Below are 20,776 nucleotides of genomic sequence, written 5' to 3'. Positions count from 1 at the left end.
CCGACCGCCGCGAAGAACTTTAGCCCCTACTCCTCCCCCACCCCCCCCCCCCCACCCCCCCCCTCCCCCCCCCCCCCCCCCCCCCCCCCCTCCCCTCCCCCCCCCCCCCCCCCCCCCCTCCTCCTCCCCCGGGATTCGCGGTGGCCGGATCGAGTTAGGCGGGCGCGGACGCCGGTAGGTCGAGGGCCATGACGATGCTCTCGTAGGTCTTTCCGGGCCAGTTGATGGTCTCGGTGGGGGTGAATCCCCAGCGGGTGTAGAGGTTGATGAGATGGACGGCGGGGGCGGCGGTATCGACGCCGATGCTGCGGGCCGAGCGGTCGGTGGCGGCTTGTCGGCCCAGTGACCAGAGATGCGAGCCGAGGCCACTGCCTTGAAGGGCCGGGGAGACGGCGAGCTGACTGAGCCAAGCGCGGTTCGGCGTCCGCGCGGTTGTGCTCAGCTGGACGAGCGCCGGCTCGGGCGGGAGGCTGATGGTGATCGACGCGACAAGTTCGCCGCCGAGCTCCGCCACCCGGCAGTCACCGGACGACGCGCGGCGGAAGGTGACCTCGTCGTCCTGGTCGACAGCGGTGAAGTTGAGGCCCTGGCGTCCGAGGTCGGCGTACGCCGAGTGCAGGAGCGCGGTGAGGCGGCTCGTGTCGTCGGGCGTGAACGGGCGGACGGTCACCGCGTCGGCGATCACGCCATCTCCACACCAGGCGAAACGATCAGCACCAGCGAGCCGTCGAAATGCGCCTGCTCACGCAAATGCCCGAACTTCGCATCCCAGACGCCGTCGGCCAGGTCTTTGCCCAGGTGCGTCTCGAAGCGCTTGTGGACCTCCGGCGCGACGAAACTCCAAGCGGAGTTCGCCTTACGAGCTCCGGGGTCGAGGAGGCGCTCCGGCCGCCCGTAGTACGCCTCGCTGAAACCGTCCACGCAGTGCAGCGGAATCGGCAGCGACCTGATCTCGCCACCGCCAAGACCTGCGGCAATCGCCTCGACCTGCGGGTAACGACCGGCCTCGGTGTCGATCGCCTCGGGGGCGTAGTCGGCCAGCCAGTACTTGCTCAGCAGGCTCGGATCGCAGGTCAGCACGACGACCGGGCCACGCGTCACCCGGCGTACCTCCGCCAAGCCAGTCGTCAGATCCGACCATTGGTGCACGGTGAAGGTGGCAATCGCCGCATCGAAGGTGTCCTTCTCGAACGGCAGCTCCTCCGCGGTCGCATCGATCGCGGCAGCCAGCTCGGCCGGACGTTGCGCGCGCATCTGCTCGGACGGCTCCACCGCGACGACGTCCAGATCACGCGGCTCGTAAGAGCCCGCCCCGGCGCCGACGTTCAGGATCCTTCGCGCGCCACCGAGCGCGGCGCGAATAGCAGCCTCGAACTCAGGCTCAGGCCGGCGGTACTCGACATAACCGCCGCCGATCCGCCCGTAGTCGGCGTCACCGGCACTACCGTCCGCCGACCGTCCAGAAATGGGGTACTGGGTGCTCATCAGGCTCCTTTGCAAGAGAGTTCCTGCCAGCGACCCTACGACCCAACCAGCCCACCAACTGGACCACTAAAAGAACCACTGGTCCTATTGGTCATGCCCCACACCTGACGTCCTACTCGAAGAGGAGGGTTCTCAGGGCTACGTGGCCTTCTTCGTCGAGGACGTAGTGGGTGTGGCCTTGGGCGTCCACGGCCAGGCCTTCTACTCGGCGGATGGGGCCGAAGTGGTGGATTTGTTTGGTGGGGATGGGGGCTGGGGTGGTGGGGAGGGTGAAGGTGAGGTGTTCGGAGGGGGCGAGGGCGCCTTCGGGGTGGTCGGCGAGGACGGTGGCGGACTTTCCGGTGGCGTCGAGGTCGCCGATGATGGCGTCGAAGTCGTGACCGTCGCGGGTGTCGAGGGCGCGGAGGCCGGCGGGGGCTTCGGGGGTGCCGGCTTCTAGGGTCCAGGCGCGGGGGCAGAGTGGGACGGCGGTGGGGTCGGTGAAGAGGGCTTCGACGTTGGCGAGCTCGACGAGGAGCGGGTTGCCTTCGGCGGTGACGGGGTAGCGGAGGCCGAGGAGGAGGGTGCCGTCGGCGGTGAACTCGGCGGCTTCGATGTTGATCGGGTGATCGGTGGGGTGGATCGTGCCGGACCAGCTCTTGGACTTGAGCTCGCCGGCGGCGATGGTGGCGTCGACGTACGACTGCCGGCCTTGGGGGCCCAAGGGGAGCAGGTCGAGGCCGGTGAGGGCGTCGTTGACGGCGCGGTGCAGGCCGAAGCGGAGGCGGACGACTTCGAGCTCGGCGGGGGTGTCGTCGTCCAGGGCGCGGGCGATGGCGGCTTCGCTGACGCGGGCGATCCAGGAGCGCTTGGCCGCGAGCGGGCCGCGCTTCTTACCGAACTGCGAGCCGACCAGGTAGATGTAGCCGTCGCGGGCGGCGCAGGCTTCGGCGTCCTCGGTCTTGCCGTTGTGGACGCCGGCGTCCGCGGGGATGCGGACCGCCGTCCAGCCCTCGTCCATCGGGGCGCCGGCGGCGTGCGCGAGGACGGCGATCGCCTTCTCGGCGGTCGCCTCGTCGAGGACGGTGACGAAGGCGCGCTCCCAGCCGCGGCGGGCCAGCTCGTCGGGCCCGAAGAGCCGGCACAGGTCGGAGGCTTCGTTGGGCTCGAGGTGCAGATCGGTCTCATGCATAACGGTGAAACGCTACAGCGGGCCGGACCGCTCCCGCTGTAGCGCCTTTCCCGGGTTGTCCCTGATCGATTCCAGGGTCAGCCCTGGTGCACCACACTCTTGCTCTTAGCCCTGGTGGGGGTAGCGGTAGTCGGTCGGCGGGGCGAAGGTCTCCTTCATGGAGCGCGGGGAGGCCCAGCGGATCAGGTTCCACATCGAGCCGGCCTTGTCGTTGGTGCCGGACGCGCGGGCGCCGCCGAAGGGCTGCTGGCCGACGACGGCGCCGGTCGGCTTGTCGTTGACGTAGAAGTTGCCCGCGGCGAAGCGCAGGTAGTCGGCCGCCTCGGCGACCGCGTGCCGGTCCTGGGCGATGACGGCGCCGGTCAGGCCGTACGGCGCCGAGTTCTCCATCCCCTTCATGACCGCGGTGTAGTCGGCGTCGTCGTACACGTGGACGCCGAGGATCGGGCCGAAGTACTCGGTCGTGAAGATCTCGTCGGTCGGGTCATCGGAGACGATCAGCGTCGGCCGGACGAAGTAGCCCTCACTGTCGTCGTAGGTGCCACCGGCAACGACCTGCAGGGCGTCGGTCGCGGCGGCCCGGTCCAGCGCGGCCTTGTGCTTGGCGAACGCGCGGTCGTCGATGACGGCGCCGATGAAGTTCGACAGGTCGCTGACGTCACCCATGGTCAGGGACTCGGTCTCGGCGACGATGTCGTCCTTGATCAGGTTCCAGACCGAGCGCGGGACGTAGGAGCGGGACGCCGCCGAGCACTTCTGGCCCTGGTACTCGAAGGCGCCGCGGACCATCGCGGTCTTCAGGACGGCGGGGTCGGCCGACGGGTGGGCGAGGATGAAGTCCTTGCCGCCGGTCTCGCCGACCAGGCGCGGGTAGGTCTTGTACGACGCGATGCTCGTGCCGACCGTCGACCACAGCGACTGGAACGTCTTCGTCGAGCCGGTGAAGTGGATACCGGCCAGATCCGGGTGGGTGAGCGCGGCCTTGCTGACGTCGATACCGTCACCGGTGACCAGGTTGATCACGCCGGCCGGGAGGCCCGCGGCCTCGAACAGGCGCATCGTCCAGTGCGCGGCGAACTGCTGGGTCGGCGAGGCCTTCCAGACGACCGTGTTGCCCATCAGCGCCGGGGCGGTCGGCAGGTTGCCGGCGATCGCGGTGAAGTTGAACGGCGTGATCGCGTAGACGAAGCCCTCGAGCGGGCGGTAGTCGACCCGGTTCCAGATCCCCGGCGAGGAGATCGGCTGGTCGCTGACGATCTGCCGCGCGAACGCGACGTTGAAGCGCAGGAAGTCGATCAGCTCACAGGCGGCGTCGATCTCGGCCTGCTGGACCGTCTTCGACTGGCCGAGCATGGTCGCCGCGTTGAGGGTGTCGCGCCACGGGCCGGCCAGCAGGTCGGCCGCCTTCAGGAAGATCGCGGCGCGGTCGTCGAAGGACAGTGCGCGCCAGCTCGGGGCCGCCGCGAGCGCGGCGTCCACCGCGGCCTTCCCGTCCGCCTCGGTGGCGTTGCCCAGGGTGCCGAGAACGTGGGCGTGCTTGTGCGGCTGCACCACCTGGATCGAGGCGCCGCCGCCGAGCCGCTGCTCACCGCCGATCGTGCAGGTCAGGTCGATCGCGCCGGCCGCGTTGAACTCCTTGAGCTTCGCCTCCAGACTCGCCCGCTCGGCCGAACCGGGTGCGTAACCGCGCACCGGCTCGTTCACTGGGGTCGGGACAGCGGTGACGGCATCCATGGGTGTGGCGCTCCTCGAAAGGTCGTCTGACTGGGTCTCAGCGTCTTCATGGTGCCATGTCCAACCCAGGACCACGAACCTGACAGGTCTGCTTCTCGTCCGCGTCACCGGGTAGGTTCGGGGCGTGAGCGGAGTCGGGCATTTCACGAACGCACAAGCGCAGGCCGAGTACCTCGCGCGGTACGACGAGACGCTGGCCGCGATCCCCGGTGAGCGCGAGACCCGGGACGTGAGTACGACGTACGGGCAGGTGCGGGTCTACCGGTTCGGGTCGGGTGAAGGGGTGCCGTTCGTGCTGCTGCACGGGCGGGGCGCGACGACGGCGATGTGGACGCCGAACATCCCGGCGCTGGCCGCCGAGCGGACGGTGTACGCCGTGGACTCGCTGGGTGAGCCGGGGCGGAGCGTGCAGACGCTGCCGATCCGGTCTTCGGCGGATCAGGCGGTCTGGCTGACCGAGGTGTTCGACGTCCTGGGGATCGGGCGGGCGCATCTGGCCGGGGTGTCCGGCGGCGGGTGGCTGGCGTTCAATCAGGCGCTGCGGACGCCGGAGCGGGTCGCGTCGGCGGCGCTGATCGAGCCGGCGTACGTGTTCGCGCGGTTCGCGAAGAAGTTCCTGCTCGGTGGGTTCTCGCTGTTGCCCGGGGTGCCGGAGCGGTTCGGCGACCAGTTCCTGCAGTGGGTGTCGGGCGGCGCCGACCAGGACGATCCGGTGATCCGGCTGCTGGTCGCGGGGATGCGCAACTACCGAATGGCGTTGCCGATGCCGGAGTACGGCAGCGACGAGCTGCTGCGCGGGCTGCGGGTTCCGGTGCTGGCGCTGGTCGGCGGGCGCAGCGTCGTCCACAACCCGCACGAGGCGGTCCGGCGGGCGCAGAGCCTGATCCCGGACAACGAGACCGAGCTCTGGCCCGACGCTTCCCACGGCTTGTCGGCCGAGTTCCCCGAGCGGCTGAACGCGCGGCTACTCGCCTTCGCCGCCGGCCACTAGGCGCGCCACGGCATGTGCTGCAGCGCCCAGGTGTTCCCGTCCGGATCGGCGAACGACGCGTAGTACACGCCGCCCTGATCCTCGATCTCGCCGACCTCGACGCCCTGGTCGACCAGCTTCTGCCGAGCCGCCGCCAGATCTTTCACGACCAGATGCAGCCCGCGCTGCGCGCCCACCGGCATCTCCATCTGCGGCAGGCCGGTCGACAGCATGATCGAGCAGTACGACCCCGGCGGCGTCAGCTGTACGAACCGCACCCCCGGCGCCGGCGCGATATCCACATCCGACACGAACCCCAGCCGCTCGGTGTAGAACTCCTTCGCCCGGTCCACATCACTCACCGGCACCGAAATCAGCTCCAGCAACAACGCCCCCGGCACCACCAAAGGGTGCGCCGGATCCACCACCACCTCCGACAAGTCCTTCGGCACCTCCGTCCGCTCGCCGCCTTCGGCGGCTCGCGGGGAAGGAGAAGAGGAGCCGCCGGGGGCGGTCGGAGAGTCTGTTGGGTTGTCGGTCATCTCGCCCACCTCGGCTCAGGCTGACTTCTTGGTGGCTTTCTTGGCGGTTTTCTTGGCCGGCGCTTTTTTGGCGGCGGTCTTCTTCGGCTCTGCGGTTTTCTTGGCTGGGGCTTTCTTGGCGGGGGCGGCTTCGGCGCGGCGGGCCTTGGCGGCTTCGACGGAGGCGCGGAGGGCGGCGACCAGATCGACGACCTCGGCGGTCTCGGTCTCCTCCTCGTCGGTTTCGGGGAGGGGGACGCCGGCGGCCTTGGCCTCGACGACCTTCTCCAGCGCGGTGCGGTACTCGTCGTGGTACTGCTCGGGGTCGAACTCGCCGCGCAGGGTGTCGATGTACGACGACGCCATCGCCTTCTCCTGGGAGCGGATCTCGACGTCCTCGGGCGGGGCCGCGAAGGAGGCGTCGCGGACCTCGTCGGGCCAGAGCATCACCTGGAGGATGAGGATGTTGTCGACCGTGCGGAGCAGGCCGAGGCTCTCCCGGGAGCGCAGCGCGACCTTGACCAGCGCGTACAGCTCGGAGCCCTCGAGCGCGTCCCGGAGCAGGACGTACGGTTTGGCGCCCGGCCCGCCGTCGGCCTGCAGGTAGTACGACTTGCCCAGGTAGAGCGGGTCGACCTGGTCGGCCGGCACGAACTCCAGGACGTCGATGACCTTCTTGCTGGTCAGCGGCAGATCGGCGAAGTCGTCCGGCTCGAGGACGATCATCCGCCCGTCCGGCATCTCGTACCCCTTGCCGATATCGGAGTACGGCACCTCTTCCCCGTCGATCGAGCAGATCCGCTTGTAGCGGATCCGGCCGCCGTCGGCGACGTGCACCTGACGGAACGAGATGTCCTTCTCCTCGGTCGCGGAGAACACCTTGATCGGGATCGTCACCATCCCGAACGAGATGGCGCCCTTCCAGATGGCCTGCATCGTCACCAGCTCCCTAGAGTCGCCCGCGGGGTCCGTCCGCGGCGAGCAGATCGGGGATCTCCTGTGTCGCGTACCACATCAGATCTTCACCTTCGCACGCGTCGAGGGCAAACAGTGCGTCGTCGTCGCCGTTCTGGGCCGGCTCCCACAGCTCGGCGGCCTTGGCGATCACGGGCGCCGCGCCGGCCTCGTCCAGATGGACGGCGGCCACGGAGCGCCACGGGATCACCACGTGCAGCTCCAGACGGGCGTCGCCCAGCTCGGCGTCACCGGGGGCCGGCGGCACGGCGCTGACCTCGGCCGAGATCACCACCCGGCGGCGCGGCGTCCCCGGGTCGGCGGCGAGCAGGCCGACCGACGCGCGGGCGGCCTGCGCCATCGCGGCGTACTCCAGCTCCTCGTCGTCGCCCTCGGTGTACCACTCGCGCAGCGCCGGGGTGACGGCGTACGCCGTGAGCGGGGCCGGGCCGACCTCGCCCGCGTGACAGTGGTCGTCGAGCCGCTGCAGCGTGGATGGGATGTAGACCCTCATGTATCCGCCTTCTTCGCGCGGGGTTTCTTCCGGCCCCGGGAGGCCCGGCTCCGGCTGCCCTTGGTGGTGTCGACCAGCTCGTCGAGGGCATCTGTCACACATTGGGCGAAAACGGCCAGGTCGGGCATCGCGGTCCGGTCCGCGTTCAGCCCGTAGAAGACCTTCCCGTCGTACGACGTGACGCCCACGGACAAACCCTGCCCGGGCATCAGCGGTACAACCGGGTAGGACGCGAGCATCGGCGCGCCCTGCGCGTACAGCGGGAACTGCGGACCGGGGACGTTGGTGATCACCACGTCGTCGATCGGGCGGACGGTCGCCGTCGCGACCCGGGCCGCCAGCGCATGCAGCGTGGTCGGCGCGAAACCGGCGATGCCGACCAGCGAGCGGGCGCTGACCGCACGGCCGGTGTCCTTGTGCACCTTGGTCTGGTACGAGATCTGGTGCAGCCGCATGACCGGCGAGTTCTCCCCCACCGGCAGCGTGACCGCCGAGGCGATCACCCGGGAGCCGAGCGAGGTCGGCTCGTCGTCGTCATCGTCGCGGATACTGACCGGGACCACCGCGCGCACGCTCCGGGTCGGCCCGACTCCCTCGCCGCGGGTCATCATCCAGGCGCGGACAGCGCCCGCGACCACCGCGAGGACGACGTCGTTGACCGTGCCGCCGTGCATGGCGCGGACCGTCCGGTACGCCTCCAGGTCGGTCTGGACGGTCGTGAACCGGCGCTGGCCGGAGGTCTTCACGTGCAGCGAGCTCTCCTGCGCATGGCGCTGCGCGGCCAGCGAGCCGACGACCCCGCCGAGCACCTCACGGACGGACGTCGAGCCGGTCAGACTCGCCATCTCGGCGCGGGCCAGCTCCAGGACGGCGGTCGGGTGTTTGGTCGCGTCGGCCACGACGCCCGCGATCAGCTCCAGCGCGGACGGCGGGTGGTCGGGCTGCCAGGTGTCGACGGGCGTGTCGTTGGGCTGGGCGGTCGCGTCCAGGACGACCTGGCCGATGTCGACCGTGCTGTTGCCGTCGACAAGCGCCTGGTGGGACTTCGAGATGATCGCGAACCGGTCCCCCTGGAGGCCCTCGACCAGGTACATCTCCCACAGCGGGCGGGCGCGGTCGAGCCGCCGGGACATGATCCGCGCCACCAGCTCCAGCAGCTGGGCGTGCGTCCCCGGGCGGGGCAGCGCCGAGCGCCGGACGTGGAACGTGATGTCGAACTCCTCGTCGTCCACCCAGACCGGCCCGGCGAACCGCCCGGGGATCTGCTGGACGCGCTGCCGGTACCGCGGCACGAACGCGATCCGGTCCCGGATCAGGGCGACCAGGCTCTCGTAGTCGAACTCGTCGTCGCCGTGTACCGGCGGCTCGAAGATGTCGACCGTCCCGGTGTGCATCGGGGTCGCGGGCGACTCGGTTCGGAGAAAGGTGAGATCCAGGGACGACAGCCGATCCGGCATACAGATCACCCTTCCTCTCCGGCGGAATCGCTTTCGGTCACCCTAGCCGTCCGCACGGACAGTCGGCTGCGACACTGGCCGTACGGGAACACTGGACCTGTCACGTTCGTCAGGCAAGAGGGTGCGTCCCGCATCCCGATCATCGAAAAGACCCTTTGAAAGGCCCCTCGACCCATGCGTTCGACCCTCGCACGCGGCACCGCCACCGCTCTCCTGCCCGCCCTCGCCGTCTTCGTCCTGGCCGGCTGCGGTAACGACTCCAGCGGCTCCGGCAGTCCGACCACGAGTACGTCGAGCGGCCTGCCGACGAACACACCGACCACGAGTACGTCGCTGCCCCCGCAGACCGGCTTCCCGACCAACACCCCGACCCCGGACAAGCCGAACCCGTCGACGCCGTCGAACACGACCGACCCGTCCGGCGACCAGGCCGACGTCACGCTGAACATCACCGTTGCCAACGGCAAGGTGAACCCGAGTGGCGCGAACGTCGAGGTCAAGGCCGGGCAGACCGTCCTGGTCACCGCGGTCAGCGACGCCGACGAGGAGCTGCACGTCCACGGCTACAACAAGGAGCTCCACCTCACCCCGGGCAAGCCGGAGAAGGTCTCCTTCACCGCGAACATGAAGGGCACCTTCGAGGTCGAGACGCACAAGAGCGGCAAGCTCGTCGCCAAGCTGATCGTCTCGTGACAGTACGCATTGCCACGCTCCGCGCGGCAGATCCCGGGGCCTGGTTCCCGTTCTTCCCTCGTCGCTCCAGTCGCTTCGCTCCCTGCGCTCCTCAGTCCAGAACGGGGGCCCCGTGATCGGGCTGCTGCTCCCGCTGCACGGGATCGGCGGCCGGCAGGACCTTCCCGTTCCGTTCGGCCTCGCGGTCGGCGGGGCGGCGGTCGCCGTGGCGCTGTCGTTCGTCATCCTCGGGCTGGCCTGGCGGACGCCGAAGTACCGGGGCGACGCGTCCGGGACGCCGTTGCCGGCCGCAATCACCCGGGTGGTGGACGCGGCCTGGTTCCGGTGGATCGTCCGGCTGTTCGGGCTGGCGACGTTCCTGTACGCGATGTTCGCGCTGCTGTTCGGCGTCGACCGGCTGACGAACCCGATCTTCGGGTTCATCTACATCGTGGTCTGGGTCGGCCTGGTGCCGATCTCGATCGCGCTCGGCCCGGTCTGGCGCACGCTCAACCCGCTCCGGACGCTGCATCTGCTGTTCTGCAAGCTGCTGCGCCAGCCGCCGTCCAAGGGCCTGCTCCGGCTGTCGCCGAAGGTGGGGCTCTGGCCGGCCGCGCTCGGGATCTTCGCGTTCACCTGGCTCGAGCTCGTCGCGCCGGACCGGGCGACGATCCCGGTCCTGCAGGCCTGGCTCGCGCTGTACGTCGTCATCACGCTCTTCGGCGCGATCCTGTTCGGCGACCGATGGTTCGCGACCGGCGACCCGTTCGAGGTCTACGCGTCGCTGATGGCCCGGCTGTCGCCATGGGGACGGCGGACCGACGGCGCGCTGGTGGTTCGGCGTCCGCTGGAGAATCTGGACGGGCTGAAAGCGCAGCCCGGCCTGGTCGGGATGGTCGCCGCGCTGCTCGGCTCGACGGCGTACGACGGCTTCTCGAACTCGTCGTCCTGGATCGGCTGGGCGCAGAACCAGGACATCTCGATGACCTGGCTCGGCACGGCCGCGCTGACCGTGTTCATCCTGTTCGTGCTGATCACGTACTCCGGGGCGACGCTGCTCGCCGGTCGCCTCTCGGACAGCTCGCGGACGACGCTGCCCGGCTTGTTCGCGCACTCCGTCGTCCCGATCGCTCTCGGGTACGTCGTCGCGCACTACCTGACGCTGTTCATCCTCGAGGGCCAGCGGACGCTCATCTACCTGAGCGACCCGCTGAGCAACGGCGCCAACGTCTTCGGCACCGGTCTGCTCGCGGTCAACAGCGGGATCGCCAACCACAGCACGGCGATCTCGGTCGCGCAGGTGCTCGCGGTCGTCTGCGGTCACCTGCTCGGCGTGGTCTCCGCACACGATCGCGCCGTCGCGCTGTTCCCGCGGCACAAGGCGCTCGCGGGTCAGCTCCCGTTGCTGGTCGTGATGGTCGGCTACACCGCCGGCGGGCTGTTCTTGCTCTTCTCCGCCTGAGCGACCGATCCGCTGGTGATCGCCAGCACGATGAAGGCGATCGCCCCGAGGATCAGGTGCGAGTTGCCCGGGATGGCCTGCCAGAACGTCCAGTCCAGCTCGCGGTCGTCGCGGAACGGGACCAGCCAGATCAGGCGCAGTACGAACAAGCCGTACCAGAGGATGCCGGCGGCAACCGCTGGGTTGAGGCCCCAGACGCGGTTCACGCTGCGGATCAGGGCCACGCCCAGCGGGATGATCCAGACCCAGTGGTGGCTCCAGGAGATCGGTGAGGCGTAGAGGACCGCGAGCGCCATCACGGCGATCGCGGTCACCCGCTCGTCGGCGAGCCAGTACTTGCGGGCCAGCCAGAGGACGGCGAGGCCGACGATCACCGAGGCGACGAACCAGGTCGGCTGCACCCAGCTCGCGGTGTTGCCGATCCGGTGCAGGAAACCGTTCAGGGACTGGTTCCCGGTGAAGGTGATGCCGCCGACGCGGTTGGCGTCGAAGACGACCTCGGTCCAGTAGCGCCAGGACTGCCGGGGCGCCAGCGCGAAGCCGATCGCGACCGTGGCGAGCAGGCCGAACAGCGCGTTCCGCAAGGCCTTCCACTGCTTGGTGACCACGAGCAACGCCAGGAACGGCAGCGGGGTGAGCTTGACGCCGATCGTGACGCCGAGCCAGAAGCCGCGCAGGCGGGCGTCGTTCGGGCGGATCAGGTCCAGCACGATCATTGCGGTCAGCAACAAGTTGATCTGGCCGAAGTGCAGCGTCTCGAAAACCGGCTCCAGCGCGACCGAGACCATCGTCAGCACGATCAGCACCGCCGCGCGCTTGCGCTGGGTGACGAACGACCAGAAGGTCTTCGGCAGGCTCGCGCGCCACAACGCGGTGATGCAGAACACGGACGCCGTCGTCCAGATCACCAGCGCGACCCCGAACGGGACGGCGGCCAGCGGCACCATCGCGATCGCCGCGAACGGCGGGTACGTGAACGGCAACCCGATCCCGGGCAGCTTCGCGTCGTACAGGGCCGGGCCGTGCAGGAGCGCGTCACCGCCCATCCGGTAGACGCGCAGGTCGATCATGCTGCCGTACAGGTTCGCCACCCAGAGCACGAGGGCGACGAACGCCGCGGTGCCGGCGATCCAGATCAGCGCTTTGCGGCGATCGGTCGGCCGGGGTGCAGGAGTGGTGGTGGTCGTCACGCTCACGTCAGGTCTGCTCCGAACAGGGACTCCAGCTGCTGCCGGGTCTCGTCGTACGAGGTGTGCAGGATTCCGGTCATGCCGACGGCCCGCGCGCCGTCGACGTTCACTTGCAGGTCGTCAACGAAGACGCACTCGGCGGGCTGCAAGTTCACTCGGGTCGCGGCGAGCAGGAAAATCTCCGGCTCGGGTTTGCGCAGCCCGACCTCACCGGAGATGACGATGTCGTCGAACATCCCGTCCCAGGTGTCGCGCGGGTAGGTGTTCCCCCAGGAGTTCGACAGCAGCGCCGTCCGGACGCCGAGCGCCTTGGCCCGGCGGACCAGCGCGTTCATCGCGGGGACGTGCTCGAAGTGCGCGAACATCCGCTCGATCAGGCCCTCCGCGGGCACCGGCGTACCGTCCGGCCGGACCAGGATTTCCGCGAGTTTGCGCTCGAAATCCGGGACGGCGATCTGGCCGCGCTCGAGTGCGTGCACCGGGTTGAGCTCGGCCGTCTCGGCGGTCTCCGCGGGCAGCCAGGCCATCACGGCCGCGACGTACTTGTCGAAGTCGAAGCCGTCCAGCTCGGCCCAGCGCCGCAGCGCCTGATCCAGACCGGACGTCAGGACGCCGCCCCAGTCCACCAGCAACCCACGGGGCACCGCACCGACCTCAGCCATGGCGGCAAGACTACTCAGGACATGTGAGGGCTACCGACGCGGTCCTGCCCGTGACCGTCAGCGACGGTACTCGACCGCCACATCGCCGGACGACGTCTTGACGGTGATCGTGCGGGTGGAACTCGCGTCGGCCTTCACGTTCGGGGCGTTGTCCCCGGACGACGTCACGGTGTCGACCTTGTAGGTCTCGGCGCCCTCCGGCAGCAGGATCTCGACGTCACCCGAGCTGGCGACGGCGTCGATCGTCTGCGGCGGGCTGACGAACTCCAGCTCGGCGTCCCCCGAGCTGGTCTTCGTCGTCACCGAACTCGCGGTCAGGCCGGCCGCCTCGATCCGGCCGGAGCTGCTCTCCATCCGGAGCGTGCCGCCGATGTCGTGCGCCTCGATCTTGCCCGAGCTGGTCTTCAGCTCCGCTCCGCCCGGCAGGCCGCTCGCGAGAATCTTCCCGCTCTCGTTGCGCACGGTCAGCTGGACGTCGCTCGGCACGGTCAGCACGTACGTCGTCTCGCAGCCGAACGACATGAACCCGCAGCTGCCGTTCTTCAGCTTCAACGTGCCGTTCTTGTACTCGGCCTTCGGGTCGGAGCCGAGCGCGTTCCGCTCGAAGCTGCGCTCGACCTTCAGCTGGTCGCCCTCCCCGGACCGGACCTCCACGGTCGCGGAGCTGCCCTCGACGAGCAGCGTCTGCCCGGCGACGTCGTACGAGCTGTGCTCGGTCTTGGTGCCCTCGGTCGCCCCGGTCAGCGCCCAGTAGATCCCACCCAGGATGAGCGCGACCGAGATCGCGATGCCGTAGCGCCGCTCGGCACTCATCGTGCTCGCCGGCCGCTGCCGTCCGTCGGACATGTGTCTCCTCTCGCTGCCTCCAACAGGCTGACACAAGCGCGGGCCGGACGGCGGCGGGGTTTACCCCGGTCTTCCCCTGGCTGCACCCGGGGCGCTAGCGGGGCAGCTCCGCGGCGACTGCGGTGGCGAGCTGCTGGAAGGCCTTGCGGAGTTTGCTGGACTTCGCGGCCTCGACCAGGCTGCGCCCGTGTGACATCGCGGCGTCCACCGCGCTCAGGTCGTACGGCAGGAGGGCCGCGGCCTGGACGCCGGCGTACTGCCCGAGCGCGTCGGAGACGGCGTTGGCCGGCGCACTGCCGAGCGAGCCGGAGCGCAGCCGGTTGACCACGACGCGCAGGGTGACCGACGGGACGACGGCGCGGACGTCGTGGATCGCGCGGATCAGTCTGGTCAGGCCGACCGGATCCGCCGAGCCGACGACGATCACCTCGTCGGCCTCCTCGAGGGTGGCGACGGTCGCGCCGTTACGGCGCGGGGCGAGCGAGTCGAACGAGATCTCCTCGTCGGTCTCGATACTGAACCCGACGTCGACGACGGTCACCGGCGCGAGCATCCGCGCGGTCTGCCAGATCGATTCGACCGCGGCCGGGCGCAGCTCCGTCCAGCGGTCGGCGCGGCTCAGGCCGGTCAGCACGAGCAGCTGTCGCTCGACCTGCCGCGCGTGTTTGGCCAGCGTCATCATGTCGAGCGTGCCGCTCGAGGCCGAGCGCGCGGCGGCCGCCAAACCGGAGGTCTCGTCGAGCATGCCGAGCAGCTGGGCGACCGTGCCGCCGTACACATCGGCGTCGGCCAGCAGCGTCGGGAGGCCCTGGGCGGCGAGCTCGGCGGCCAGGCCGACGGCGACCGTCGTCCGCCCCGGAGCACCGGTCGGGCCCCAGACCGCGATCACGCGACCGTTGCCCGAGGTGTACTCCGGGACCTGGGCCGTCCGCATGGCCTCGACGGTGGTGGGGACGAAACCGCCGGAGAAGTGCGAGATCGCGGCGGGCGGACCGGCGTCGACCGCGTCGGTGACCGCGCGGCCGAGATCCTCGGGGCTGACGTCGGCGGGCAGGATCCGCTCGATCCCCATCCGGCTCAGGCGGTCCTCGGCGCCGAACGGCGCGCCGTTCTCGGTCGGGTCGACCAGGGCGAGGACGGGGATGCCGCGAGCGTGCAGCGCGGCGACGGCGTCCGAGGTGAGGCGGGACAGGTCATCGGCGACCAGGACCGCGCGCGCCTGACCGCTGGCCGCCGCGGCCATCACGTCGGCGATGTCGACGCAGCGCCGGACGACGCGGATCCCCGGGGCGCGCTCCGTCCGGCGGACGACGTCCGCCTCCCAGGGCGCGCCGGTGATCGCGAGCAGGACCGGGATCGACATCAGGCCGCCCGGCGAACGAGGGTCGGCTCGCCCACGCTCATCGCGGTCAGCGCGGCCGGGAGCTTCGGCAGGTCCTTCGGGGCGAGCGCGATCAGCACCTGGCGGCGCGCCGACCCGCCCGCGACACCCTTGACCGCGTCGATCTGCAGCACGCGGACGTCGCTCCAGAGCAGCTTCGACGGCTGGCCGGTGTCCTTCGGGACGACCCAGAGGTCGACGCGGTCGCCGACCGCGGTGTCGGCCGCGAGCCGGCCGGAGGCGACCGAGAGCGGCAGCTCGGTGCGGTCGCTGTCGGCCTGGGAGACGGCGGCGTCCCGCGGGACGAACTCCCCGGCGTCGATCGCGCGGGCGACGACCAGGCCGGTGAGCTGCGCGTCGGCGGCGACGTACTTCCCGGCGTCCTGACCGCTGGTGAAGCGGACCCGGACCGTGGTCAGGTCGTCGCCGGTCAGCTTCGTCCCGGCGGCGAGATCGCGTTTGGCGGCCCAGATCGTGGTGGTGTCGTCGGCGGCGGACAGCAGCTTGGCGCCGGCCAGGGCGGTGACGACGACCAGCAGGACGCCGAGGACGAGCCGGCCGTCCTTCCACTTGGCGCGCCGGTTGCGCTGGGCCGGGACCGACGGCGCCCCGAAACCGCTCCGCACTCCTGTGTCCACCACGTCGGACTCTCCCCAGTGTCGTTCGTACGTCATCCGGCAGGTCATTCTGCCCTGCCGGGGGATCCGCCGTGAGCGGTCATTCACAGGCTGTCACAGGCTGGGGACAAACGTGATCATCCGTTCGCGAACCGTGGCAAACTGAAGGAACCAGACCACACCTGAAGGAGTTCGACGATGCCGGCACCGCGTTTCCTCCAGCTCGCCGATGTCGCCGAGGTGCTGAACATCTCCGCCAACCAGGTCTACGCACTGGTCCGGCGCGGTGACATCCCGGCGGTGAAGATCGGCGGCCGGGGGCAGTGGCGGGTCGAGTCGACCGAGCTGGAGAAGTACATCGAGCGGCTCTACACCGAGACCCGCGAGTTCATCGACAGCCATCCGTTCGGCGAAGAGGCCGAGGCGACCGAAGAGGCGAACCGCTAGGTTCTCCACCGGCTGGGTTCTTCACCGGCCGGGTTCTAGCGGCGGCGGAGGGCGTTCAGGGCCTGGGTGGGGACCAGGCGGGTGTTGTGGACCTCGGCGCGGCGGCGGGGCGCGTCGAGCGGGTGCTCCGCGATCTCGAGGAAGTCGGCGCCGACGCGGTCGATCGTGCCGGTGACCGGCATTCCGCCGCAGAACAGCGTCACCGGTGAGCGGTCGCGGGCGATCCCGCGGAGCAGGTGCGCCAGACCGAGTTTCCCGGCGACGGCGCCGACGGCGGGCTCGGCCCACGGTCCCAGCCGGTGGACGGCGGTCAGCGCCTCGACCGGGATCAGCCATTCCTCGGCGCGCTCGGTCTCGAGCAGCAGGCAGTCCTTGCCGACCCGGGTGAGCAGCCCCTGGACCGGCTCCGTCCCGCGCAACTCGATCCGGACGACGGTGTCGACGGCGCCGCGGAGGCGGTCGAGCACGGTGATCTTGCCGACCTCGGCGCGGATCCGGTCCGCGACCTCGCCGTACAGGTCGCCGTCCTGGATCGCGTCGAACTGGGACTCCAGGTCCGCGAACAGCGCATCCCACCGCATGGCGTGAACCTACCCCGGCCCGGGTCACCTTCCGTGGCGGACGCCGACGCCCGGTGAGGTAACCACTTGCAAACTTGCCCAAGTTCCGGTCTATAGTGGTCAAGCCAACGTAAACTAAAGCAAACTCATAGATCGACGACGAAGTGGGGCGAACGAGATGGTTCGAGCGGTGAAAGGGCTGCTGGCGGTCGCGGCGCTGGGCGCGCTCGGGCTCGCGCTGCGCTGGATGACGGCCGGCTCGATCGCCGCGGCGGACAGCCGCGACCTCGACTCGCTCCTGGTGCTCGCGATCGGCACGGTCGGGTGGGTCGCCTACGGCTGGCTCGTCCTGGTCGTACTCGCAACAGTCCTCGAACAAGCCCCAGGCGCCATCGGCGCCGTCGCCGGAGCCTGCGCCAACCGCCTCACCTCAACCGCAGCCCGCGCCGTCCTCCGCTCAGCCCTCGGCGTAGCCGCCGTCACCCCCCTAACCCTCACCACCGCCCAAGCCACCCCAACCCCCTCAACCCACCTGACCACCCCCAACCTCAAGTCGTCGGTACAGCTCACCGGCGACGCACCCGCTGGGCGGGGTGAGCCGCGGGTCGCGGCGGAAACCGAGTGGCGAGCCACGGAGCCCAAGTCGTCGGTGCAGCTGACCGGCGAGACGCCTGTCCGGCGGGGTGAGGCGCGGTCGGCGGGCGAGTCCGAGTGGCGAGCCACCGAACCCAAGTCGTCGGCGCAGATCGCCGGCGATACGCCCGCTCAGCAGGGCGGTGCGCGGACCGCGGACGGGTCTGAGTCGCGAGCCACCGAACCCAAGTCGTCGGCGCAGATCGCCGGCGATACGCCCGCTCAGCAGGGCGGTGCGCGGACCGCAGGCGAGTCCGAGTCGCGAGCCACCGAACCGAAGTCGTCGGTCGAGGTTGCCGGCGAGACGCCTGCTCGGCAGGGCGGTGCGCGGACCGCGGACGGGTCTGAGTCGCGGGCCACGGAGCCCAAGTCGTCGGTGGAGGTTGCTGGTGGGACGGCTGCTGGGCGGGGTGGGGTGCGGGCTGCGGATGAGGCTGGGGGGCGGGTGACGGGGCCTCGGTCGTCGGTTCGGTTCAGTGGGGCGGCGGATGCGAACTGGCGGGCTACTGAGCCTAAGTCGTCGGTGCAGCCGGCGGCGGAGGGGGCGAATGGGGCGCGGGTCGGCCGGGCGGCGGATGGCGAGCGGGTGGGGGGCGAGCAGGTTGGGGTGCCGGATCGGCCGGGGAGTGTGGAGCGGTTCGCTCCGGTGGAGTCGGGGGAGGTCGTCGTCCGGCGGGGGGACAGCTTGTGGGCGATCGCGGCGCGGGAGCTGGGCGCGGGGGCGACCGACGGGGCGATCGCGGCCAGGTGCGCCGAGTGGTACGCCGCGAACCGGCACGTGATCGGTCCGGATCCGGATCTCATTCTTCCCGGGCAGGTGCTGCAGGCGCCCGGCCCGTCGACACGGCAGGAGCGCTGACATGAGCCGAGCACAAGTAGTTGCCGAAGGCCCCGACCAGTTCCCCCACGCCGGAGAACTCGCCGAGGTAGTGGAACTGCGCCCCGCAGCCGCCCAGCCGCCGGCCACCGAACCGCGACTCGCGGACCGGGCCGTCACCGGGGTGAACCAAGAACAGGAACCAAAGATCGGGGGTGCCGTGATGGAGCAGCTGGTCAGCGTGGGCGCGCCGCGGGTACGGGCCGAGCAGTCGACGGGTGAGCGGGGAGTTCCGGCGGCGGTTCGGTTCGCGGGGACGATGAGTGTGGGGGCTTTGGCGCTGCGGCGCCAGGCGCTGGGGCGGGTGGAGGGCGAAGGAGCGGTTGGGGAGGAGCGGGCGGGGGTGCCGGAGGCTCGGGCTTGGGGTGGGCGGCTGGCGCAGGCGGTGGCGGAGGTGTTGAGCGGGGATCGGCCGGTGGGGCATTTGGTGCGGTTCACGGATGAAGAGGTGTTCTTCGAGCTGAATCGGCGGGTGCGGATGCTGGGGCTGAGCACGACGGCGTCGAATCGGGTTTCCACGGAGCGCTGCGCGTTGCGGTCCGTGCGGGTGTGCAAGCCGCGTTCCGGCGTGGCCGAGATCGCGGCGCACGTCCGGCACGGCAGTCGCTCGCAGGCGATCGCGCTGCGGATGGAGGTCCGCCGCAACCGCTGGGTCTGCACGGCGCTCGAGGTCGGCTGACCGACGCTCGCAACGTGATCGTGCGGCCGCCGACACCTGCGCGCCCGCAGACCGGCGTACCGTGAAACTCGCTCAAGAGAACGAAACCGGCGTGCACTGGGGTGACGCCGGGAGCTGACACCACCGCGGGCAAGTTTCGTGGCGTACGACTGATCACCGTCATCGCGGTGGTCGGGCGGACGCCTGATCAGTGAAGTGTCGGCGGTGGGTTGCAGACTGGGCAGGTGACAGTCGAGCCGTATCGGGAGCGCCCGGGGTTGCTCCCCGGTGCCGAGGTGTGGACGCGGACCGCTGAGGGCGGGGAGTACCGCGTCCTGCCCGACGGCTGTATGGACCTGCTGCTGATGGACGACGAGCTTGTCGTCGCCGGGCCGGACAACCGCGCCTGGATCGGGACGGCGGTCGCCGGTACGCGGTACGTCGGCGTCCGGTTCGCGCCTGGTGACGCACCGGGGTTCCTCGGCGTACCGGCGGATGCGTTGCTGAACGAGCGAGTCGCGCTGGCTGAGCTGTGGTCGCCGCGGCGGAGCCGGCGCCTCCTCGATCGGGTTCGTGCGGACGACGATCCGGCCACGGCGCTGGATCTGGCGGTCGCCGAGCTGACCGCACCGGCGGACGGGCTGGTCCGGCAGATCGTCCGCAGCATCCGAGTCGATGGGCTGAGGCGCGGCGTCCGTGAGCTCGCTGCCGGCGTCGGGCTCAGCGAACGGCAGCTGCACCGGCGGTCGCTGCAGGCCTTCGGGTACGGCCCGAAGACTCTCGACCGGGTCCTGCGGATGAACGTCGCCCTCGACCGCGCCCGGACCGGCCTCGCGCTGGCCGACGTCGCGGCCGCCGGCGGGTACGCCGATCAGGCGCACCTGACGCGGGAGGTGAAGGCGCTCACCGGCGTCCCGCCGCGCGCCTTGATCACTGCGCAGTAGCGACTTTTAGCTGAGGTTCTGCGCACTCGTTTGCAGCTTGGTTCTTGACGGCGGCCCGGGGCCGACCCTTAACCTTGGCCCCAGTGACGCACCCAGCCGGTAGCGGATCCGTGATCCGAAGTCCGGTTTTCAGGCGCCAGGGCGGCCGGAACGGCGAGCCCGAGGCGGGGTAGCGTCCCCGGGACCGATGGAGCAATCGTGTCCGTTCGCCGTTCAGCATCTCGCCGTCTGCTCCTGGCCGCTCTGGCCTCCGCCCTCGCGGTGACTGCCGTCTACGCCGCCCTCCACACCAGCGCGCCCGCCGCCGCGGCCGCGACCCTGCCGCCGACCCACGCCAAGTTCGACTACCAGATCGGCGGCCCGTACACGCCGCCGTCCGGCGTCCAGGTCGTCACCCGCGACCGGACCGCGCCGATCGCCGCGGGGCTGTACAACATCTGCTACGTCAACGCCTTCCAGGTCCAGCCCGGCGAGCAGGGGCAGTGGGCGTCCGATCTGCTGCTGCGCGATGCCCAGGGCAACCTCGTCATCGACGAGGACTGGGGCGAGCCGCTGCTCGACCTGCGCACGGCCGACAAGCGCACCCGGGTCGCCGCCAAGGTGAACGGGTGGATCGACGGCTGCGCGTCGAAGGGCTACAAGGCGATCGAGCCGGACAACTACGACAGCTTCACCCGCTCGAAGAACCTGCTCACCGCCGCGCACGCCAAGGCGTACCTGAAGCTACTGGCCACCCACTCGCACTCGAAGAACCTCGCCATCGCGCAGAAGAACACCGTCGAGCTGGCCGGTGACCGGCACTCCGTCGGCCTGGACTTCGCGGTCGCCGAGGAGTGCGGCGAATGGGACGAGTGCCAGGACTACGTGAATGCCTTCGGCAACAACGTGATCGTGATCGAGTACACCGACGCCGGCCGCCGGACGGCGTGCGCGGGGTTCAAGAACACGCTGACGATCGTCCAGCGTGACGTCGCGGTCTCGACGCCGGGCAGCTCCGGGTACGTCCGCAAGACCTGCTGAT

At 70.3% G+C, this 20,776-nt stretch carries 22 protein-coding genes; 8 read left to right on the top strand and 14 right to left on the bottom strand.

What is annotated here, in order from left to right; translation table 11 throughout:
• Positions 1-154: 154 nt before the first annotated feature.
• The 4 genes from ACZ6ZD_RS16150 to pruA form a co-directional block, all read right to left on the bottom strand.
• Complete coding sequence (locus tag ACZ6ZD_RS16150) at positions 155-685, bottom strand: GNAT family N-acetyltransferase (RefSeq protein ID WP_465672590.1); 531 nt, start codon at positions 683-685, stop codon at positions 155-157.
• Positions 682-1,485 (bottom strand): class I SAM-dependent methyltransferase, encoded by an 804-nt coding sequence (locus ACZ6ZD_RS16145; protein WP_465672588.1) that lies wholly within the window; start codon positions 1,483-1,485, stop codon positions 682-684. Before ACZ6ZD_RS16145 ends, ACZ6ZD_RS16150 begins: the two co-directional genes overlap by 4 nt.
• A gap of 112 nt (positions 1,486-1,597) precedes the next feature.
• Entirely contained in the window at positions 1,598-2,656 is a 1,059-nt protein-coding gene (locus tag ACZ6ZD_RS16140) for a hypothetical protein (protein ID WP_465672586.1), read from the bottom strand.
• Positions 2,657-2,761: 105 nt separating this feature from the next.
• Positions 2,762-4,390, bottom strand: coding sequence for an L-glutamate gamma-semialdehyde dehydrogenase (gene pruA / locus ACZ6ZD_RS16135; protein WP_465672584.1), 1,629 nt, complete (start codon positions 4,388-4,390; stop codon positions 2,762-2,764).
• 124 nt (positions 4,391-4,514) lie between these two features.
• On the opposite strand from pruA, the gene ACZ6ZD_RS16130 reads away from it, so the two are divergent.
• Positions 4,515-5,381 carry an alpha/beta fold hydrolase gene (locus ACZ6ZD_RS16130; protein ID WP_465672582.1) on the top strand — a complete coding sequence of 289 codons (867 nt, stop codon included), beginning with the start codon at positions 4,515-4,517 and terminating at the stop codon, positions 5,379-5,381.
• Here the strand turns inward: ACZ6ZD_RS16130 and ACZ6ZD_RS16125 are convergent.
• Genes ACZ6ZD_RS16125 through ACZ6ZD_RS16110 form a run of 4 tightly spaced genes read right to left on the bottom strand, consistent with a single transcriptional unit; the run spans position 5,378 to position 8,806 of the window.
• Positions 5,378-5,902: a VOC family protein gene (locus ACZ6ZD_RS16125; protein ID WP_465672580.1), complete on the bottom strand. Its 525-nt coding sequence runs from the start codon at positions 5,900-5,902 to the stop codon at positions 5,378-5,380. The genes ACZ6ZD_RS16130 and ACZ6ZD_RS16125 overlap by 4 nt on opposite strands.
• 15 nt (positions 5,903-5,917) lie before the next feature.
• The gene (gene ku / locus ACZ6ZD_RS16120) at positions 5,918-6,817 is read right to left on the bottom strand and encodes a non-homologous end joining protein Ku (RefSeq protein ID WP_465672706.1); all 900 of its coding nucleotides are present in this window, start codon (positions 6,815-6,817) and stop codon (positions 5,918-5,920) included.
• A gap of 13 nt (positions 6,818-6,830) precedes the next feature.
• The gene (locus tag ACZ6ZD_RS16115; protein ID WP_465672578.1) at positions 6,831-7,349 is read right to left on the bottom strand and encodes a DUF6912 family protein; all 519 of its coding nucleotides are present in this window, start codon (positions 7,347-7,349) and stop codon (positions 6,831-6,833) included.
• The gene (locus tag ACZ6ZD_RS16110; RefSeq protein ID WP_465672577.1) at positions 7,346-8,806 is read right to left on the bottom strand and encodes a WS/DGAT/MGAT family O-acyltransferase; all 1,461 of its coding nucleotides are present in this window, start codon (positions 8,804-8,806) and stop codon (positions 7,346-7,348) included. Before ACZ6ZD_RS16110 ends, ACZ6ZD_RS16115 begins: the two co-directional genes overlap by 4 nt.
• 174 nt (positions 8,807-8,980) lie before the next feature.
• Here ACZ6ZD_RS16110 and ACZ6ZD_RS16105 point away from each other — a divergent pair, with 174 nt between their 5' ends.
• Together ACZ6ZD_RS16105 and ACZ6ZD_RS16100 are read left to right on the top strand one after the other, a co-directional pair.
• The gene (locus ACZ6ZD_RS16105; protein WP_465672576.1) at positions 8,981-9,499 is read left to right on the top strand and encodes a cupredoxin domain-containing protein; all 519 of its coding nucleotides are present in this window, start codon (positions 8,981-8,983) and stop codon (positions 9,497-9,499) included.
• Positions 9,500-9,611: 112 nt separating this feature from the next.
• Entirely contained in the window at positions 9,612-10,940 is a 1,329-nt protein-coding gene (locus ACZ6ZD_RS16100) for a hypothetical protein (protein ID WP_465672575.1), read from the top strand.
• Here ACZ6ZD_RS16100 and ACZ6ZD_RS16095 read toward each other — a convergent pair.
• The 5 genes from ACZ6ZD_RS16095 to ACZ6ZD_RS16075 form a co-directional block, all read right to left on the bottom strand.
• Positions 10,901-12,136, bottom strand: a complete 1,236-nt coding sequence (locus ACZ6ZD_RS16095; protein WP_465672574.1) for a glycosyltransferase 87 family protein — start codon at positions 12,134-12,136, stop codon at positions 10,901-10,903. The two genes, ACZ6ZD_RS16100 and ACZ6ZD_RS16095, sit on opposite strands and share 40 nt — an antisense overlap.
• Entirely contained in the window at positions 12,133-12,792 is a 660-nt protein-coding gene (locus tag ACZ6ZD_RS16090; protein WP_465672572.1) for an HAD family hydrolase, read from the bottom strand. The genes ACZ6ZD_RS16095 and ACZ6ZD_RS16090 overlap by 4 nt, the downstream gene beginning before the upstream one ends.
• Before the next feature lie 57 nt (positions 12,793-12,849).
• Complete coding sequence (locus ACZ6ZD_RS16085) at positions 12,850-13,638, bottom strand: DUF4097 family beta strand repeat-containing protein (RefSeq protein ID WP_465672570.1); 789 nt, start codon at positions 13,636-13,638, stop codon at positions 12,850-12,852.
• 94 nt (positions 13,639-13,732) lie between these two features.
• Positions 13,733-15,001, bottom strand: a complete 1,269-nt coding sequence (locus ACZ6ZD_RS16080) for an AAA family ATPase (protein ID WP_465672568.1) — start codon at positions 14,999-15,001, stop codon at positions 13,733-13,735.
• Positions 15,001-15,693 (bottom strand): SAF domain-containing protein, encoded by a 693-nt coding sequence (locus ACZ6ZD_RS16075; RefSeq protein WP_465672566.1) that lies wholly within the window; start codon positions 15,691-15,693, stop codon positions 15,001-15,003. Before ACZ6ZD_RS16075 ends, ACZ6ZD_RS16080 begins: the two co-directional genes overlap by 1 nt.
• Before the next feature lie 141 nt (positions 15,694-15,834).
• Between ACZ6ZD_RS16075 and ACZ6ZD_RS16070 the strand changes: the two genes are divergently transcribed.
• The gene (locus tag ACZ6ZD_RS16070) at positions 15,835-16,083 is read left to right on the top strand and encodes a helix-turn-helix domain-containing protein (RefSeq protein WP_465672564.1); all 249 of its coding nucleotides are present in this window, start codon (positions 15,835-15,837) and stop codon (positions 16,081-16,083) included.
• A gap of 35 nt (positions 16,084-16,118) precedes the next feature.
• Here the strand turns inward: ACZ6ZD_RS16070 and ACZ6ZD_RS16065 are convergent, their stop codons facing one another.
• The gene (locus ACZ6ZD_RS16065) at positions 16,119-16,664 is read right to left on the bottom strand and encodes a hypothetical protein (RefSeq protein WP_465672562.1); all 546 of its coding nucleotides are present in this window, start codon (positions 16,662-16,664) and stop codon (positions 16,119-16,121) included.
• Positions 16,665-16,833: 169 nt separating this feature from the next.
• Between ACZ6ZD_RS16065 and ACZ6ZD_RS16060 the strand changes: the two genes are divergently transcribed.
• The 4 genes from ACZ6ZD_RS16060 (at position 16,834) to ACZ6ZD_RS16045 (ending at position 20,775) form a co-directional block, all read left to right on the top strand.
• Positions 16,834-18,135: a LysM peptidoglycan-binding domain-containing protein gene (locus ACZ6ZD_RS16060; RefSeq protein ID WP_465672560.1), complete on the top strand. Its 1,302-nt coding sequence runs from the start codon at positions 16,834-16,836 to the stop codon at positions 18,133-18,135.
• 1 nt (position 18,136) lies between these two features.
• On the top strand, positions 18,137-18,832 hold the full coding sequence (locus ACZ6ZD_RS16055; protein ID WP_465672558.1) for an Rv3235 family protein: 696 nt from the start codon (positions 18,137-18,139) through the stop codon (positions 18,830-18,832).
• Between the two features lie 224 nt (positions 18,833-19,056).
• The gene (locus ACZ6ZD_RS16050; RefSeq protein ID WP_465672556.1) at positions 19,057-19,755 is read left to right on the top strand and encodes a helix-turn-helix domain-containing protein; all 699 of its coding nucleotides are present in this window, start codon (positions 19,057-19,059) and stop codon (positions 19,753-19,755) included.
• Between the two features lie 198 nt (positions 19,756-19,953).
• On the top strand, positions 19,954-20,775 hold the full coding sequence (locus ACZ6ZD_RS16045; protein WP_465672554.1) for an endo alpha-1,4 polygalactosaminidase: 822 nt from the start codon (positions 19,954-19,956) through the stop codon (positions 20,773-20,775).
• Position 20,776 lies beyond the last annotated feature (1 nt).

This window comes from Kribbella sp. NPDC104218 (assembly GCF_055584105.1).
The sequence above is the reverse complement of the archived record's forward strand: the minus strand, read 5'-3'. Positions and strand labels throughout refer to the sequence as shown.

Coding starts and splice junctions, on each gene's coding strand:
- ACZ6ZD_RS16145 (WP_465672588.1), bottom strand. CDS start 1,485: ATGAGCACCCAGTACCCCATTTCTGGACGGTCGGCGGACGGTAGTGCC.
- ACZ6ZD_RS16140 (WP_465672586.1), bottom strand. CDS start 2,656: ATGCATGAGACCGATCTGCACCTCGAGCCCAACGAAGCCTCCGACCTG.
- pruA (WP_465672584.1), bottom strand. CDS start 4,390: ATGGATGCCGTCACCGCTGTCCCGACCCCAGTGAACGAGCCGGTGCGC.
- ACZ6ZD_RS16125 (WP_465672580.1), bottom strand. CDS start 5,902: ATGACCGACAACCCAACAGACTCTCCGACCGCCCCCGGCGGCTCCTCT.
- ku (WP_465672706.1), bottom strand. CDS start 6,817: ATGCAGGCCATCTGGAAGGGCGCCATCTCGTTCGGGATGGTGACGATC.
- ACZ6ZD_RS16115 (WP_465672578.1), bottom strand. CDS start 7,349: ATGAGGGTCTACATCCCATCCACGCTGCAGCGGCTCGACGACCACTGT.
- ACZ6ZD_RS16110 (WP_465672577.1), bottom strand. CDS start 8,806: ATGCCGGATCGGCTGTCGTCCCTGGATCTCACCTTTCTCCGAACCGAG.
- ACZ6ZD_RS16105 (WP_465672576.1), top strand. CDS start 8,981: ATGCGTTCGACCCTCGCACGCGGCACCGCCACCGCTCTCCTGCCCGCC.
- ACZ6ZD_RS16090 (WP_465672572.1), bottom strand. CDS start 12,792: ATGGCTGAGGTCGGTGCGGTGCCCCGTGGGTTGCTGGTGGACTGGGGC.
- ACZ6ZD_RS16085 (WP_465672570.1), bottom strand. CDS start 13,638: ATGTCCGACGGACGGCAGCGGCCGGCGAGCACGATGAGTGCCGAGCGG.
- ACZ6ZD_RS16080 (WP_465672568.1), bottom strand. CDS start 15,001: ATGTCGATCCCGGTCCTGCTCGCGATCACCGGCGCGCCCTGGGAGGCG.
- ACZ6ZD_RS16075 (WP_465672566.1), bottom strand. CDS start 15,693: ATGACGTACGAACGACACTGGGGAGAGTCCGACGTGGTGGACACAGGA.
- ACZ6ZD_RS16070 (WP_465672564.1), top strand. CDS start 15,835: ATGCCGGCACCGCGTTTCCTCCAGCTCGCCGATGTCGCCGAGGTGCTG.
- ACZ6ZD_RS16065 (WP_465672562.1), bottom strand. CDS start 16,664: ATGCGGTGGGATGCGCTGTTCGCGGACCTGGAGTCCCAGTTCGACGCG.
- ACZ6ZD_RS16055 (WP_465672558.1), top strand. CDS start 18,137: ATGAGCCGAGCACAAGTAGTTGCCGAAGGCCCCGACCAGTTCCCCCAC.